Origin of the sequence: Aquiflexum lacus (assembly GCF_015476655.1) — a bacterium.
Classification (GTDB): domain Bacteria; phylum Bacteroidota; class Bacteroidia; order Cytophagales; family Cyclobacteriaceae; genus Aquiflexum; species Aquiflexum lacus.
The window spans coordinates 40,779-57,058 of the sequence record NZ_JABFHF010000015.1 but is presented as its reverse complement, the minus strand read 5'-3'; the positions used below and the strand labels follow the sequence as shown (position 1 = coordinate 57,058).

Genomic DNA, 16,280 nt, shown 5'->3' with positions numbered 1-16,280 from the left:
TTAAAACACAATCTGTTGCTGAATGGGTGCCATATACCAACCATCACCAATCCTTGTTTGAAGAGTTAAACCTTTATTGTAATGCTGGATCAAAGCAAATGCCACTTTGTCATAAACATTTTCAATTTTCCCTGAATTGTCTACTATCGCCGTCCTAACGGTTAAAACTGCAAAACCTTGCAATGAACCATTTTCTCCAGCACCATTTGTTCTTTGAACTTGACTGCCGTTTTTATAAATATATACTCTTGCCAAATTTCCACCATTTTTATCACCTTGCCTCGCTTCCCAAATATCTCCTGTCTCAGAGTCTGTCCAAGTGGACACTCCATTGGTAGGACTTATGAAAGTAAATTGATTCAATTTATTAGGATAACCAAAAGTAAAATTCGGTGTAGCAATAGCCGGCCTATAATTTCCTGCATGGTATTTTCTTAATAAAACAAAAGGAACATTCAGTCCCCAAGCAGTATTATTCCCGCCTTTTTGATATGCGAAAATTCTATTGGGTTCTCTTAATTGATTATTGCCAGCAACTCCTGCTAATACTTCACCAGTATCTTTTCTTCTCAAATAATACCTATTTACACTTCCCGAATTGTTGCAGTCATTATTTTTATACTCAATATGCCAACAAACTTCGGTAGAAACTGTTTCGCCTGGGAAATTCTGGTTTTGCCTATTCAAAGCACCTTGAACCCAAGAAATTTCATCACTACAAAGTTGATATTCATTGATTGCGAAGGCTCCAACAAAAAACTTGGTTCCTTGAGCCAATTGAACTCCATTTGTATTCGGTCCTGCCGTGATTTCAAGTTTGGTAAAAGACTCTGAAAAACAAAGCTCGACAGAATTGGATGAAGAAAGATCCACAATGGTTTCACCAAGACATTTATTACCTCTAGAAGCTTTTACCACTACCAAATCATCCGGATCCCCTGTTCCTCTAAAGGTAAGGCTTGCTTTAATTATTTGATCTGTAGTACCAACAGTTTGAATGACCAAAGTTTCATTGTTATTAATGAATTTCTTTTTAGAAGTATTAAAATCAATAGTTGGGGTTGTTACTCCAAAACCCTCTCCACCACCAATTTCCACTTTGTCCCCTGAAGAAGTAAATCTCAATGGTCCAGCATTCACGATTGAACCACCCGATGCTGTATATAACTGATCCGCAAAATTTGTAACTCCTTTTGTTGTAATTCTGGCTTGATTATGTAGGTGGCTTAAGGATATAAATCTGTCCTCATCAACTGTAGGACAAACATCAAGTAACCTAGCGTTTGCATTGATTCCTGTTAAGGCATCACTTAAAGACTCAATTTCCTGTTCCATTTCAGTGGTTTGAGAATCCAAGATTTCTTCTTGGCAGGAATTCGATATGATTAAAATTATAAATAAGGCTGTTAGCCTCAAGAAGTTTGTTTTCATTGCTATTGTTATTTAGAAGAATTTAAAATTGTCTGAATGATTAGAATAATTTCCCCAATTTAATTATTGGTACCCTACACAAACAGCCCAAAAGAATTTACCGAAATTCTTGTAGCCCTTCTGCAATAGCAGGAAAAGATAAATGGTTTTTGTTTTTTAATGAAATGTTTGATTTTATAGTTAAAATTAAATATTTGATCTAATTGATAACAATGTCCAAGGTCATTAAACTCATAACTTGCTGAATAATGAATTCTCCTGTGACAGGATCAAGGCAGGTTTGGAAAGTCATTGTAGCACCAGCATTAATTTTTGGATTAAATTCCAACTTTGAACCATTCTTATTTTCAATTTCTACACGGTCATTTATATCAGGAATAGAATATGTTGTAAACCAAGAACCTGATTTATACATATTTTCACCATTGAATTTCGGGTTTGTTTCAGGCTTCAAAAAGTAAGGTGAAACCAATATTTGTGCATATGGATTTTTGATTGGAACCTCAATTTCTTGTATTCCTGATACTTGGTACTTTACTGATAATTCCCCATAGAAATATAATTCATGAGATTGGACCGGCAATTCAATTTTTTTATTATTGGTTGCAATGATTTTATAATCACCAAAAGGAATATCAAATTCTTCCAATCCAAACCGCCTGTTTTCGAAAATCAAAGTGTCTTTTCTATTGGTCTCCACAAAAAATACCTTAAACAGATTTGGTATTCTATTACTCGGTTTTTGGGGAGATGGACAATATAAATCCTCCAAAATTCTGGAAGTTAATGGATCTGGAGAATTTATTAAATTTTTGAGATTAATTACAAGTCCTAATTTTCCAAACTCGGTATCTTCTTCAATAAAATCATTTAAATCTTCATCTAAACCATCAGAACATGAGATGTTGAACAATAAAAGAATGGCAACAAAATGAAAAATCCACGAACACTTTTTAAAGTATATCATATCTTTGTTTTTTTTAGGTTAAAAAAAGAAAGAAAAGTCCACCGTATGGCGAACTTTTCTTTTTGGAATTTTGACAAATTAGTTTCCGTCGATAATCACATCATTTGGTAAATCATCAAATACTGATTCTACTGTGATATCCAAAGTTGAATCCAGACACAACAGAAATCTGTATTGTTGATTGGCATCAATTGCACTTAAAATCTGATCCTGCGCATCTCCTCTGATATCTGTGATAGCTAAAGTCAATGAAGGATCAGCCTTAGTATAAATCAGATAATATTGATCACCTGAAGCCAATAAAAGTGGATTACCTCCCAATTCGGGAACCCCATCCAACTGGTAGTTATTTGCCACCATTACTGCGGCATAAGGGTTTTCTACTACGACTGTACCGTTTTTCACAGCAGAGTAATCTATAACACTGCTTCCAACCATAAAAATTTCGTTAGCGAAGTCAGGAAGATTATTGTAAGGATCAGCTGAACCATCATCAAAGTTAGTTACCCAAACAGTATATTCTTCCAAAGGAATTGTTAAAACTAAAGTTGAAGTACTTGAAACATTTTCCTCAATAATTGTAGCCCCACCGCCAGTAGGAACAAAATACACATCAAATACAGAAGGAGCAGAGTGTGCGAAAGACACAAACTCGCAAGGGTCTGATTCACAAGCCACAGTTTCGTTTTCATTTGTGGATGCAGTGCCTACACTACCTCCATCCCAAAACATGCTTACACCTGCAATTGGACTTGGTGTCAAAAAGAAAACTTCTGTAAATGCCCCCAAAGTAGGAGAGGACCAAATAACATTACCTCCCTGCCTAACTTCTACATCGCTTATCGCTGCATTAGTTGCATTTCTTGCGCGAAATTTATAGCCAATTAAATCGCCTTCAGAATCAACAATTTTTGCGATAAATGTTATCCTTCTTTGTTCAGCAGGAATATTGGTCACAACAATTTCTGCTTCAGGACTACAAAAAGGACTAGCTGGATTATAATCCAACACTCTAGCATTAATAGGTTTACTATTTGATAATAGATTTACCATTGAGAGGGAAACTTGACCCTCCTCTATATTCACCTGAGGGGTGATATCTTCCTCCTGATTACAGGATACTAAAAACAACAAGCCAACAAAAAAGGCTACTAATGGAAATTGAAACTTTCTCATAATAATTTGATTTAAATAATTAATAAAGAATAAGTGAATTACAAAATACTTTTTTATGTGTTTAAAATAATATTTCAAATATATAAAAAAAAACATTACCTAAAATAGCCAACCACTATACTATGTGATAATTTAATGTTAAATACATAAAAGGTATTTATTATCTTTTAAAGGATTAAAAATAGTTTAAATAAAAAAATTAATTAAATTAAAATATAATTATTATAATTTAATATTTAATTTTTAATGTTTTTTTTTACAATTAATAGATAATGATTATTAAATATTTATTAAAAGGTTCATTTTTCTTAAAATGAACTTGTTAAAAATTTATACTCACAATTAATAAGTATAGAATTAATTTGTTTGGGATAAACCATTTATCATTATTCTTAAAGGATTTAGAAAAGAAAGTTGAAATTTGTAGTAATGAATCTTTAATATATAATACTTGCCCAAAACAAACCATATATGAAAAAATCCAGAATAATCGGTGTAGGACATTATGTTCCTGAGAACATCATCACCAATGAATACCTCTCTACAATCATGAACACCAATGATGATTGGATTGTAGAGAGGACGGGGATTCATGAAAGAAGATGGTTTACGCCTGGAAAAGATACAGTAACCAGTATGTCAGTGACCGCTTCCAAGATGGCTTTGGAAAGAGCCGGCTTGTTAGCCAAAGACATTGATTTTATAGTTTTTGCCACCATCACTTCCGATTATTTTTTACCTGGAAATGGCGTACTGCTACAAAGAGAATTGGGAATGAACGGTATTGGCGCCCTTGATATCAGAAATGCCTGCTCAGGATTCATCTATGCCTTGTCGGTAGCAGATCAGTTTATCAAAACAGGCATGTACAAAAATATACTTGTAGTTGGTGCAGAGATCCAATCTTCTGCTTTGGACAAAAGTGACGAAGGCCGATCGAGCGCAGTCATATTTGCTGACGGTGCCGGGGCCGCTGTATTGAGTGCTGTAGAGGCTGATGAACCGGGAATTCTTTCTACCCACCTTCATGCCGACGGTGCGCATGCAGAAGAATTATATTGCATTGCACCAAGCAGTAGCAATAAGGTGAGAGTTTCTGCTGAACTCATAGAGAGAGGAGACTTCTTCCTCAAAATGAACGGAAATGCGGTTTTCAAACATGCCATTGTCAGATTTCAGGAAGTCATAGACGAAGCTTTGAAAGCTAACGGTAAAGATAAATCTGAAATTGATTTATTGGTACCACATCAGGCTAACCTGAGAATCAGCAACTATATCCAACAAAAAATGGGGCTACCTGACGAAAAAGTTTTCAATAACATCATGTATTTGGGAAATACCACAGCAGGAACCATACCTATTGCATTAAGTCAGGCTTGGGAACAAGGCCGAATAAAGGAAGGGGATTTGGTTTGTTTGGCGGCGTTTGGAAGTGGTTTTGCTTGGGCCTCTGCATTATTGAATTGGTAGAAAATGCCTGAATCAAATTTTGACCTTGACCTAATTTTCGACCCTGTCCTTTACCATCGAATCAAAGAACAAACAGATTTATATATACAACTTTTTGAGCAACTCGCCGGTGAATTACCACAACAAGAACTCTCTTTGATACATGGGTCTTCCAAAGGCACTAAAATCACAAATGGTTACAGACTAGACGATTGTCCCTATCAGGTTCTTGATATTGTCAGGGATTTCAATCTTGAAACTGCCTTTAATATCAGAATCTTAAATTGGTGGGGAAACGGACTTTATATTTTCGTTTTATATGGAAAAAACACTTCTATCATAATGAAAGATTCTATCGACCGAATGTTAAAACATTATGTGGTTTCCGACCAAAAATCTCCATGGGATTATAAAAAAATCATTCGTAAGACTCCTTCCAAAAAAATTGGGCATATAAACCCTACATCAGATTTCATTCAAATTTACAAAAGACTAGAACCATACAGGGACTTTCAAAAAACATATTCTATTTTAAAAAAAGAAATTACATTTATCTTTGATAATCATTACTAAAACTTTCCTTATTTCACAAATTAAGCTAATTTAGAACCGACCTTAACAGCATCTCGTTATTTACTACAACCAGAAATCTCGCTTTATGAAATATATTTTTGGATTAATCGTTTTCCAAATCCTTAGTTTTGCAACATTTGCCCAAAACAATACCAATATGGTATCCCTTTACAATGCCGATTCGACTTTGGTAGGCATTGGGGTTTTGAGAAACGGAGCAATGGAAGGTCTTTGGAAATTTCAAAATCCTCGAACCAATACTTTGGTTCAAACTATTAACTTTTCTAATGGTAAAAGGGAAGGTTTGGCCGTAAAGTTTTTTTCCAACAACAACCGTAATGTTGAGGCTGAATATAGGGACAATAAACTCACCGGTATTTACAAAGAATATGACCAATCAGGTGCCCAAATAATTGAAATGGTATTCAATGACAGTATCCCTGTTGGTCCCTACAAAGAGTATTATGGCAGGGTAAATCAACCGGAATATTTTAATCCCCGTCAGGTTAAGATAGAAGGACAATACCTCAATGGAAAAAAACATGGAAAATGGGTCACTTTTTACAACAATGGGGATTTGGCAGTGGTTCGGAATTTTAATAATGATAACATAGAGGGTCCTTATGTCGAATACGCTATAGGGGGTGAATTGATGGTACAGGTCAATTATAAAAACAATAAACCTCATGGACCCTTTACCCGATATACTTTTGGGAACATGGTGATAGAGAAAGGCGAATTTGCAGATGGGAGAAAAGTAGGGAAATGGACTACGTTCTTTCCTGGTACCAAAACAGTGGAGTCAGAAAAATATTATACTGATAATGGCATTAAAACAGGACAGTGGAAATATTTTTATGAAAACAAAAGACTTGCCAGATCAGAAAAATATGAAAATGATTTGCCGGTAGGTACTTGGGAGGAATTTTATCCTAACCGATCATTATCCAAAAGAAAGACTTATGAGCTTGGCTTACCGATTGGGGAATACCTAGAATTCCATTCCAATGGCAACCCCTCCGTCCAAGGACAATATACCAATGGCGCTAAAGATGGTCTTTGGAAAAGCTTCTTTCCCGAAGGAAAAATCTATTCTATAGGTGAATACAAAAACGATCTTAAATCCGGACTTTGGAAATATTTTAATAAAATCGGAATTCTCATTGCGGAAGGAGAATACACCCTTGGATCTGAAAACGGACAATGGTTTTATTATTATGACGGAGGCCAATTGAAATCGGTGGGTAGTTATTTTCTGGGTTTTGAAGATGGAACTTGGGGATTGTTCTATGACAATAAGCAACTGACCCAAGAAGAATTTTGGAGCAATGGAAGATTGATCAATGTGGGCGACTATTTTTCTTATGATGGTTCAAAGACCTTGGATAAAGGTACATTAAATGAAGGTGATGGCGTCAGGATCACCTATTACGTAGATGGATCTAAAGAGTCTGAAGGAACTTACAAAAGTGGAAAACCTGAAGGAACATGGACATACTACCATGAAAATGGCAGAAAAGCCTCTGAAGGAAAAATGGTTGATGGAAAAAAAGAAGGACCTTGGAAATATTATAACCTAAGTGGAAGATTGGAACAAATCATCAACTTTAAAAATGATGAAATTGTAGAGGAAAGTCAACCTGCAAACGTCATTCAATTCAAATATTGATTTATTTTTCAAAACACTTTATCTCTAGGCTTGTTCTAAAAATAAAAACATGTTTGGATTATTTAAGAAAAAATCAGAAATAGAGAAACTTCAGGAATCTTATTCCTCTATGCTTTCAAAAGCACACAAAGTTTCTCACAGCAACAGAACTGAAGCGGATAGACTGATGGCTGAAGCCGAAGAAATTGCTAAAAAAATTGATGCCCTAAAAAATAAATCCGGAAACTGACCACCGGATTTTTTTTACATTCTACTTTTCAAAAGTCATCCAATTATTTTTCACTAAAAAAGATCGAGTGATCTTAAATCCTATTAAATGTTGGTTCAAATCACCTTCCTTGCGCTAATTAGAATGTTCAATACTCACCCCTTATCCTTGCTCTCCCCTATCTCCTCCACAATCTCTTTCCCAATTACCTCCCCTTCTATTTTCTTGCCCTGAGAACACCTTCCTACTTCCTGTTTTTTTCAATTCGCCCTCATCTTTCATTCATTGACATTTCCTCTTTCAAACTTCCTACTTTCAGGAACAAAGGAAATGTGGTAAAAACCATTTAATCGTGTAAACACATATTATATTATTTTTACATTAAATGTAATTAATTAAATTGCTAAAACGTTTTTACTAAATATATTTGCTTTTTCTTAATATTATTTTAAAACTTTTTGTTTGAGTGTGCCGTAAAATCACCCAAACGCAAAAACCACTCTATTATGAAAAAGTCCTCCATTTACCGATACAGCTTCTTACTCTTGCTAGGCATGAGCATCGCTTTCAGTCAAAATGTGACTGCATCACCTCATAGCGGAATTTCCTTCCAGGTCTTTTACAATGAACTTAGTCCTTTCGGCGATTGGATCATGGATCCTGCACATGGATATGTTTGGGTTCCTTACGTAGACCAAGGTTTTCAGCCATATGCAACTAATGGGTATTGGGAAATGACAAACTTCGGTAATACTTGGGTTTCAAATTATTCTTGGGGATGGGCACCATTTCATTATGGCCGCTGGTTTTTCACCAATTATTATGGCTGGGCTTGGATACCCGGATATGAATGGGGGCCTGCTTGGGTAAGTTGGAGAACAGGAGGCGGATATTATGGTTGGGCTCCTTTAGGCCCTGGAGTCGGAATCAATGTTTCATTCTACGCTCCTGCTGCACATTGGGTATTTCTTCCTCAAAGAAGATTTAGACATAGACACTTCCATAGGTATTTTGTACCTCACTACAATGTTATGAATATCTATAACAGAACTACTATAATCAACAACACCTATGTGTACAATAACAATACCTACATTACCGGTCCTGCTAGAAGAGATATTGAAAGGGTCACTAGAACAAGGGTTCCAGTCTATCAGATAAATGATTCATCGAGACCCGGAAGAGCGGTGGTCCAAAACAACAGGTTGAATGTTTACAGACCTCAGGTTAGTGAAAATAGGTCCGCCAGCAATGCCCCAAGACCGTCAAGAGTGTATTCTGCTCAAGAATATCAGCAAAGATCTGCAACTCAAAATCGTTCTACTAGCACTGCTAACAGAACCGTTCAAAGTCCAAGTCGAAATTCTCAAGCAGGTGTGAGCGAATCAAGACAGGTAAGAACAGGAAACCAAACAGCTGCCAGCCCTTCTAGAAATTCCACTGCGACACCATCCAGAAATGGACAAGTTCAAAATAGGCAGAATTCCAGTAGAGAGACTCAGGTTGGAAGCCAGAATAGAGTTCAGCAGCAACAATCGGCTCCAAGGGCTTCAAATTCCAGCAGGAATCCTGCAGTGACCAATAGAAGTTCTCAAAATAGTCAAGTTAATCGTGGGGGCTCAGCCAGTCCTTCGGTTACCAGGCAATCAAGACCTGCTTCCAATCAAGTGGCTAGACCTGCAAGTTCTCAAAAAAGTCAGCCAGCTGTGAGAAGTAACTCTTCCAGTAGACAAAGTCAGCCTGCTGTGAGAAGTAACTCTTCCAACAGACAAAGCAAACCCGCAATGAGACCACAATCCAGCTCAAGCGGCAGGTCAAGTTCAGGTACAGTTTCAAGAGGAAGTTCGACCACCAATTCAAGATCTTCTTCCGGGGCAAGAGGCGGAAGCAGAGGTGGTGACTAATTATACCAGATTAATCATTAAAAAATGGCTCATGAAAATGAGCCATTTTTATTTTCTGGCAAAATCATCCTCTACCCTAACGATATCCTCCTCATCTGAAGGATTATGTTTATCAGTGTGCATCCATATCTCCGCAACAACCCCCCATGAATCCTTTCCTACCAATCTATGCCTTTCTCCTTGATTTAACCTGACCAACTCTCCTTTTAACATGTCAATTGGTTCATTTTGAACATCAGTATTACTCCTGACTATTGCGGCATGCCCATTTACCAATTTCCAAACCTCTGCTCTTCTATGATGATATTGCCATGACAGTCTTTTACCAGGAGCAACTAAAAGAATCTTTGGACTTAATTTTTGTTTTAATTGTACTTGATCCAAATTCAGCTCAGGAAAAAATTTAGTTTTAAAAGCTGTAATCTGATTTTCATCAATTACAAAAAACCCACCCCATGGTCTTTGCATATCTTGCTGATCTATTTTGAAACCTTCGGAAACAAGAATTTCTTCCAATTTTTCAAATAGCGTTTCTTTAATGATCTCTTTTCCAAGAAATTTATTTTCAATCATCATCGATTTGTGTTTTCAAGCTTGCAATTAAAATCAAAGTTATCAAATAAAAAATGGTGTGAGGCTATTTTAAGTTAAAGTAAAATTTCCTCGATATAAAAAAACTTTTAAATCGATTAATGGATTTAAGTTAGAAGTTGACTTAATTTGCACAAATCTCAATCCCATCATACATTTTTTCTAATAAGCACCTTTGTTATTCTTTAAAAATTTATTTAATTGTCTTATACAAACCCCATAAAATGAACTTAATAGAGCCTAAAAAATCTTTAGAAAAAATAGCCGGTGTGGTGGAAACAAAAAGTTTCACCAATAAACTCAAATTAATCAAAAACCTTTATACCAAAGGGAGCAACACTGCGGGCGAAATCTGTACTGAAGTAGGTATTTCCTTACCTACCGTAAATTCGCTGCTTGGGGATCTTATGAATTCAGGAGAAGTCATAAAGAATGGCAGAGCTGAATCCCAGGGAGGCAGAAAACCTGATCTTTACCAATTGGCCAATGATGCATTTTATATTCTAAGTGTTGATATCAACAGATTTAGGGTTCGCACGGCCATATATAATTGTTCCAATGAGGCGCTAACTGAAGCGGAAACAATTAAACTCACCTTGAACAATGAAAAGGAAACATTTGATCAGATATGTGAATTCCTGATAGACCACAAGAATAAATCCGGACTGGATAATGAAAAAATAATTGCAGTTGGAATTTCCATGCCCGGATTGATTGATTCAATTAACGGAATAAACCACACTTATTTAAAATTCGGTAAAAAGAGCCTTGTTGAAAACTTTGAGTCCAGACTTGGAAGAAAGGTTTTTCTTGAAAATGATGCCAGGGCAATGACTTTGGCGGAGTTTAAATTTGGTCAGAATGATCACTTTAAAAATGTGCTTGGGATTTTTATTGGTTGGGGCATTGGTCTTGGAATTCTCATAGATGGGAAAATTTATCAGGGCGCCTCCGGATTTGCCGGAGAATTCAGCCATTCACCGATTTTTGAATCAAGAGATATTACCTGCTCATGTGGAAAAAAAGGTTGTTTAGAATCCGTTGCCTCAGGAACAGCTATCGTCAGAATGGCTAAAGAGGCAATCTCGATAGATTCTGATTCAATTTTGGCAAGGATGGTCAGGGAAAACCAAGGAGAATTGGAGCCGTATGTGGTTGTAGATGCTGCCTTAGCAGGAGATCAACGCGCCATCACCATCCTTTCAGAAGCAGGCCTTGACCTGGGAAGAGGAATATCAATATTGATCCAATTGCTCAATCCTGAACTTATTATCATAGGAGGATCCGTTGCCGAAGCTAAGCAATATTTGATAACACCTATACAACAAGCATTGAACATTTACAGCATGGCAAAAGCAAGAGAAAACACTCAGATCAGTCTTTATAAATTAGGGAAAGAAGTAGGACTAATGGGAGGTGTAGCTGTTGTCAATGAAAAAATATTTGAAGATGTTTTACTTTAACCCTTTCTTCTTACTATAAAATATTCCTTTTGCCATTTCTTTAAAACTATGTAGCATCGTCGTCAATTTGACTATGTTTTGCCATTAAAATGAAAAAGTACAGCATATTGAAAATTGGAACAATACTCATGATTTCTTTTACAATAGGAATCAATGAATCACTTTTTGGCCAAAAGCATAATGAACCTACAATAGATTTATTCATTGATAACCTGTTTTATGTGACCGAAGTGATGGTTACTGATGTAGCTTCCCCGCCTGCAGCTGCTAGGTTTTATGCCTACTCGATGCTTGGTGCCCATTTGGCATGGAATCAGTTGACGAGTTCATCTGATGAATCATGTCTTTTTTCTAAAAGCAATCTTCCATCTCCTGATTTAATAAATGGAACTGAGAAAAAATTATCTCCTGAATTTGTAGCAACCTATGCTATGATGGAAGTGGGTAAAAAAATAATGCCCTCGGGTAAACTTCTGGAAATTAAGCAGGAAGAACTGATCAAAACATTCACCAAATCAAAATGGCTGTCAAAACGTAATTTAAATGAACATGTCTTATTTGCCCAACAAGTTGCTGCTGAAGTATTAAAAATATCAGGTAGTGATGGTTACAACCAATTGAGCACTTTAACCAGGTATACACCAAAAAGAAATGAAGGTCATTGGTATCCTACTCCACCTGCCTACATGGCTGCGGTAGAACCGGAATGGCGAACATTAAAAACATTTTTCATTTCTGATTTGGCGCCATACAAACCAAATCCACCTGCTCCATTTAATCTTGAGGAAGGAAGTTCCTTCAAAAATCAAATGACTGAAGTGTTTGAAGTCACTTCCAATTTGACAGACGAACAGAAACTAGTTGCTAATTTTTGGGATTGTAATCCCTTTATGGTCCAATTCTCAGGTCATATGGCTATTGGAATGAAAAAGATTTCCCCAGGTGGACATTGGGTAGGAATCACAGGAATCGCAAGTAAAAAAGCAGGTTTGTCTTGGAAAGAGACAATCTATATACATACATTGGTTTCTATGGCTTTACATGATGCATTTGTGAGTTGTTGGGAAGAAAAATATGATTCAGATAGGATTAGACCAGAGTCAGCTATCCAAAAATATGTAGACCAAAGTTGGAGGCCCTTGCTCCAAACTCCCCCCTTCCCTGAATATACCAGCGGTCACAGTGTGATTTCCAAAACCAGTGCCATGGTACTCACCGATTACTTTGGCGATAATTTTGATTTCATTGACGACTCGGAGGTGTATTTTGGACTTCCAGAAAGAGAATTTAATTCTTTCAATCTAGCAGCAGAAGAAGCTGCAATATCTAGGTTATACGGAGGAATTCACTTCCGGGACGCTATAGAAGAAGGTGTTAAACAGGGGGAGAAAATTGCGAAATTTATCCTTGATAGGGTCAATTAAAAACTAAAAATCAGTATCAAGTCCGGTTATACAAACTTTTAAGAATAAGGTTTTGATCCACCTGATTATTGTCTTCCAAAAATAGTGTCAAAGCCCCGCAAACAGCACTTTTCTCACCCAACTGACTGACTTCTACGGGTATGTATAACCCGTTTCGTTGAAGATTATATTGTAATCTATTCATAAAATGAGTAGATGATAATGAAATATTGCCTCCCAGGATTATCTTTTCCATTTGGATTTCCGGGTAATTCAGCAAAATAAATTCTGCTAGATTATCGGCAAAAACATTAAATACACTTCCCGCTTTTTCAAAAATTTCTTGGCTTTGGATTATTTCTTTGACTCCATTTACCTCAATACCGGTCTCTTTTTTAACCCAGTCCACAAACCAAGAACTCCCCAAATAATCCTCAGCAATCCCATCTCTAAATGGAGATTTCCATAATTCCCCGTCAATTACCTGTTGGCCTTTTTTAATGGATGAACCAAGTCCTGAACCCAATGTTAGACCCAGAACCCTTTTTGCACCATTCAATTGACCAAATACAGTTTCTCCCAAAAGAAATGCTTGAGCGTCATTGATAAATTTAATATCAGATGGGGGTATACCCAATAATTCCGACAGTTCATCTCTGAGGTTTACTTCGTACAAATGTTTGAATTTGCCCTGTTCTTGGATCAGGCAGATACCTTGGTTGTAATCAAATGGTGCAGGGAATGCAAGAGAAAGTAAGAAACTTTCCCCAGGAAGAACCATACGCTGAATCAATGATTTCCACTCCATCAAAATCATTGATTTTGTCGCATATGAATCAATCTGTTTTCTCTGAAAATCTTCCAATAGAATATTACCGGGATTTTCAACAAATCTCCCGATAGTAATATGCGAACCACCGATATCCCCTGCTAAAATGGTTCTATTTGACATATTTTGAATATTTTCTAGGCTTCAAAAACCCATGATACTTTATTAATAGACCTGTTTTCCCAAAAACAAAATACCTATTAATCGTAAATAAGTTTACTAAAACGATTTATCAAAATTATAATTATTTTATTAACAATCATCGTTATTCAAAAACCTGTACATCAATTTTTCCCAAATTATACAAAAATGAAAGTACTGAAGATTAAAAGTTTGATTATATACCCCTTAAATAGTGGATGATTCCCTGATATTTAACTTATTGGAAAGAATAAATTGTTTTGGCCCACTATTCATTTCAGCTTCATCAAGTTGATGTAAAATAGCCTCCATGAGTTTTTCCGCAATCAATTCCAATGGCTGTTCGATTGCTGTTATTTTTGGTTTATACAAATTGAAAAAATAATGGTCATCAAATGAAACCACCTTGACTTGACCGGGTACATCAATACCCAAATTGCCCATCGCTTCAAGTCCTTCGAAAGCAAGATAATTTGTGGTAAAAAACACGCCATCAATACCAGGGTTGTTGGAGAAAAAGTCCAATATTCTGTCATATCCCTGTGCCATATTATGAAATTTCACTTGAAAGACATAGGGTGAGAGTTGGTTTTGGCTTATTGCATTTTGATAACCTTTTAACCTATCAGTCATTTGTATCTGGTGGGATTCAACGGTTATCAAAGCTACTTTCTTGCAACCCCGGTCTATCAAATGTTGCGTTGCTTCAAAGGCACTTTTTTCATTCTCAACAATGACATAACTGCAAAGAACATCCGGCATCCACCTGTCAAACAAAACCAATCCGAATCCTTCATCTAAAAGCCCTTTGACGGATTCTTCCAAGTCAGGAGTTGGAGTTATGATAAAGCCGTCCACATTCCTGACTTTAAAGGTATTGATCAATTCCTTGGCTTTTGCAGTCTCATTTTCCGTACTGCAATAAATGATTTTATAACCGTTTAGATAGGCCTTCTCTTCAATCAATCTTGCTATCGATGCAAAGAACTGATTAGAAATGTCCTCAACCATAAACACAATAACCTTGGATTTGCCCAGACGAAGACTTTGTGCCAGATGACTTGGTGTATATCCAACTTCCTTGATATATCGCTGAACTTTTTTGGTCAATTCCTCACTGATTCTTTTTTCCTTTGCTTTACCATTAAGGATAAATGAAACGGTAGTTATAGAAACACCTAGTGTTTTGGCAATATCTTTTATGGATAATTTCTTTTTTGCCATATCTTATCAAAGTTATATTACAATAGGAAAAGGTATATGACCAATTTTTTTATTTACCCCTTCGTTTTGCGGAAATTAAGGATTTTTGAAGCCATTATAAATTGAATTCAACAATGTTCTTTCATCTGAATCTTCGTTGTATTCCCAAAACATGGCACCACCCATTTTATGTTTTTTGATAAACTGGATTTTATTGTCAATAGACTCAGGATCCTCGTAGGTTACAAATATATTTTCATTGGCATTCCATAAATATGGTGATTTAGAAGCATCATCCCAATATCTCAAATACTCACCACTAGCAATCAACTCTTCAATCGCACTAAAGGGAAATCCTTTTCCTGCCTTTCCCATCTGGTATAGCCCATTGTCATCAGGATTGACTTCCTGCCAACTTCTACCATAAAAAGCCATGCCCATCACCAGTTTTTCAATAGGTATTCCTGCATCAACATGTTCCAAAACGGCATTTTCTGCAGATCTTTTTGCTCTATCTTCTGCATACAAATTGGTGTGATGACCTGTTGGTTTATTCCCTTGAACAACAAAATCATAAGTCATGATATTGATAAAATCCAAATATTTTTGGGCTTCAGCCATATCATTGACATCAAGATATTCTTTGAATCCAGCAGAGGCTATTGTACTCAGGTAATAAGTGTTGTGCAAGGTTCCTAGGCTATCCAATGCTTCCCTTACCGATTTTAACATAAATACAAAATTCTCTTTATCCTCACTCCTATAAGTGTTGTTGTCACCCGGTAATCCCGGGTATTCCCAATCAAAATCCAATCCATCCAAGTCGTGCCTTAATAGATAATCAACGGCAGAATCTGTAAATATTTTACGTGATTCTTCAGTAAGTACGGCATCAGAAAACCCTCCTGACCAAGTCCAACCTCCAATGGAAATAAGGATTTTCAAATCAGGATTTATTGATTTTAAAGACTTGAGCTTTGATAAATTTTCTTTATCCTGTTCTTCCCTACCTTCACCTTCGATGACAACACCATCAACCACATTGGCAAAGGCATAATTAATATGGGTCAGCTTTTCGGCATGGATTTTTTCCAGATCAACACCTTTCCAACCTGCTATGTAGCCGATGATTTTGTAGGGAGGTGAATCACTTTGGTCAGACTTTTCTAAATCCTTTTGTGGTTGGCACGAAACACTAAACACGGCCAACCCCATCAATGCAATACATAATATCTTGTTCATAGATTTGAATATAATAAAAAAGGTGCCTTGA

Annotated in this window: 14 protein-coding genes; 7 read left to right on the top strand and 7 right to left on the bottom strand. The window is 36.3% G+C overall.

Going from position 1 to position 16,280, the window contains the following annotated elements; translation table 11 throughout:
• The 3 genes from HMJ38_RS14355 to HMJ38_RS14345 all read right to left on the bottom strand — a co-directional run bounded on the left by HMJ38_RS14355 (position 1) and on the right by HMJ38_RS14345 (position 3,574).
• The gene (locus HMJ38_RS14355; protein WP_194975106.1) at positions 1-1,431 is read right to left on the bottom strand and encodes a hypothetical protein; all 1,431 of its coding nucleotides are present in this window, start codon (positions 1,429-1,431) and stop codon (positions 1-3) included.
• Between the two features lie 199 nt (positions 1,432-1,630).
• On the bottom strand, positions 1,631-2,080 hold the full coding sequence (locus tag HMJ38_RS14350; protein WP_194975105.1) for a hypothetical protein: 450 nt from the start codon (positions 2,078-2,080) through the stop codon (positions 1,631-1,633).
• 396 nt (positions 2,081-2,476) lie between these two features.
• Positions 2,477-3,574, bottom strand: coding sequence for a hypothetical protein (locus HMJ38_RS14345; RefSeq protein WP_194975104.1), 1,098 nt, complete (start codon positions 3,572-3,574; stop codon positions 2,477-2,479).
• Positions 3,575-4,045: 471 nt separating this feature from the next.
• Here HMJ38_RS14345 and HMJ38_RS14340 point away from each other — a divergent pair, with 471 nt between their 5' ends.
• The 5 genes from HMJ38_RS14340 (at position 4,046) to HMJ38_RS14320 (ending at position 9,377) form a co-directional block, all read left to right on the top strand.
• Positions 4,046-5,044: a 3-oxoacyl-ACP synthase III family protein gene (locus HMJ38_RS14340; protein WP_194975103.1), complete on the top strand. Its 999-nt coding sequence runs from the start codon at positions 4,046-4,048 to the stop codon at positions 5,042-5,044.
• Positions 5,045-5,047: 3 nt separating this feature from the next.
• A complete protein-coding gene (locus tag HMJ38_RS14335; protein WP_194975102.1) occupies positions 5,048-5,596 on the top strand; it encodes a hypothetical protein in 549 nt (182 codons plus the stop codon).
• 85 nt (positions 5,597-5,681) lie between these two features.
• Positions 5,682-7,265 (top strand): toxin-antitoxin system YwqK family antitoxin, encoded by a 1,584-nt coding sequence (locus HMJ38_RS14330; protein WP_194975101.1) that lies wholly within the window; start codon positions 5,682-5,684, stop codon positions 7,263-7,265.
• Between the two features lie 49 nt (positions 7,266-7,314).
• Complete coding sequence (locus HMJ38_RS14325; RefSeq protein WP_194975100.1) at positions 7,315-7,494, top strand: Lacal_2735 family protein; 180 nt, start codon at positions 7,315-7,317, stop codon at positions 7,492-7,494.
• 485 nt (positions 7,495-7,979) lie between these two features.
• Positions 7,980-9,377 carry a DUF6600 domain-containing protein gene (locus HMJ38_RS14320; protein ID WP_194975099.1) on the top strand — a complete coding sequence of 466 codons (1,398 nt, stop codon included), beginning with the start codon at positions 7,980-7,982 and terminating at the stop codon, positions 9,375-9,377.
• A 48-nt stretch (positions 9,378-9,425) separates the two neighbouring features.
• On the opposite strand, the gene HMJ38_RS14315 is transcribed toward HMJ38_RS14320, so the two are convergent.
• The gene (locus HMJ38_RS14315; RefSeq protein WP_317174528.1) at positions 9,426-9,953 is read right to left on the bottom strand and encodes a phosphoheptose isomerase; all 528 of its coding nucleotides are present in this window, start codon (positions 9,951-9,953) and stop codon (positions 9,426-9,428) included.
• A 239-nt stretch (positions 9,954-10,192) separates the two neighbouring features.
• Between HMJ38_RS14315 and HMJ38_RS14310 the strand changes: the two genes are divergently transcribed.
• Positions 10,193-11,431: an ROK family transcriptional regulator gene (locus HMJ38_RS14310; RefSeq protein ID WP_194975098.1), complete on the top strand. Its 1,239-nt coding sequence runs from the start codon at positions 10,193-10,195 to the stop codon at positions 11,429-11,431.
• Positions 11,432-11,520: 89 nt separating this feature from the next.
• Positions 11,521-12,855 carry a vanadium-dependent haloperoxidase gene (locus HMJ38_RS14305; RefSeq protein WP_194975097.1) on the top strand — a complete coding sequence of 445 codons (1,335 nt, stop codon included), beginning with the start codon at positions 11,521-11,523 and terminating at the stop codon, positions 12,853-12,855.
• A gap of 16 nt (positions 12,856-12,871) precedes the next feature.
• Here HMJ38_RS14305 and HMJ38_RS14300 read toward each other — a convergent pair whose 3' ends face one another.
• The 3 genes from HMJ38_RS14300 to HMJ38_RS14290 all read right to left on the bottom strand — a co-directional run bounded on the left by HMJ38_RS14300 (position 12,872) and on the right by HMJ38_RS14290 (position 16,249).
• The gene (locus HMJ38_RS14300; protein ID WP_194975096.1) at positions 12,872-13,786 is read right to left on the bottom strand and encodes an ROK family protein; all 915 of its coding nucleotides are present in this window, start codon (positions 13,784-13,786) and stop codon (positions 12,872-12,874) included.
• Between the two features lie 225 nt (positions 13,787-14,011).
• Positions 14,012-15,028, bottom strand: coding sequence for a LacI family DNA-binding transcriptional regulator (locus HMJ38_RS14295; protein ID WP_194975095.1), 1,017 nt, complete (start codon positions 15,026-15,028; stop codon positions 14,012-14,014).
• A gap of 75 nt (positions 15,029-15,103) precedes the next feature.
• Entirely contained in the window at positions 15,104-16,249 is a 1,146-nt protein-coding gene (locus tag HMJ38_RS14290) for a glycoside hydrolase family 18 protein (protein ID WP_194975094.1), read from the bottom strand.
• Between the last annotated feature and the right edge of the window lie 31 nt (positions 16,250-16,280).

What these genes read in the sequence shown, in the direction of transcription:
- HMJ38_RS14355 (WP_194975106.1), bottom strand. Translation starts at nt 1,431, where the DNA reads ATGAAAACAAACTTCTTGAGGCTAACAGCCTTATTTATAATTTTAATC.
- HMJ38_RS14345 (WP_194975104.1), bottom strand. Translation starts at nt 3,574, where the DNA reads ATGAGAAAGTTTCAATTTCCATTAGTAGCCTTTTTTGTTGGCTTGTTG.
- HMJ38_RS14340 (WP_194975103.1), top strand. Translation starts at nt 4,046, where the DNA reads ATGAAAAAATCCAGAATAATCGGTGTAGGACATTATGTTCCTGAGAAC.
- HMJ38_RS14335 (WP_194975102.1), top strand. Translation starts at nt 5,048, where the DNA reads ATGCCTGAATCAAATTTTGACCTTGACCTAATTTTCGACCCTGTCCTT.
- HMJ38_RS14330 (WP_194975101.1), top strand. Translation starts at nt 5,682, where the DNA reads ATGAAATATATTTTTGGATTAATCGTTTTCCAAATCCTTAGTTTTGCA.
- HMJ38_RS14325 (WP_194975100.1), top strand. Translation starts at nt 7,315, where the DNA reads ATGTTTGGATTATTTAAGAAAAAATCAGAAATAGAGAAACTTCAGGAA.
- HMJ38_RS14320 (WP_194975099.1), top strand. Translation starts at nt 7,980, where the DNA reads ATGAAAAAGTCCTCCATTTACCGATACAGCTTCTTACTCTTGCTAGGC.
- HMJ38_RS14315 (WP_317174528.1), bottom strand. Translation starts at nt 9,953, where the DNA reads ATGATGATTGAAAATAAATTTCTTGGAAAAGAGATCATTAAAGAAACG.
- HMJ38_RS14310 (WP_194975098.1), top strand. Translation starts at nt 10,193, where the DNA reads ATGAACTTAATAGAGCCTAAAAAATCTTTAGAAAAAATAGCCGGTGTG.
- HMJ38_RS14305 (WP_194975097.1), top strand. Translation starts at nt 11,521, where the DNA reads ATGAAAAAGTACAGCATATTGAAAATTGGAACAATACTCATGATTTCT.
- HMJ38_RS14300 (WP_194975096.1), bottom strand. Translation starts at nt 13,786, where the DNA reads ATGTCAAATAGAACCATTTTAGCAGGGGATATCGGTGGTTCGCATATT.
- HMJ38_RS14295 (WP_194975095.1), bottom strand. Translation starts at nt 15,028, where the DNA reads ATGGCAAAAAAGAAATTATCCATAAAAGATATTGCCAAAACACTAGGT.
- HMJ38_RS14290 (WP_194975094.1), bottom strand. Translation starts at nt 16,249, where the DNA reads ATGAACAAGATATTATGTATTGCATTGATGGGGTTGGCCGTGTTTAGT.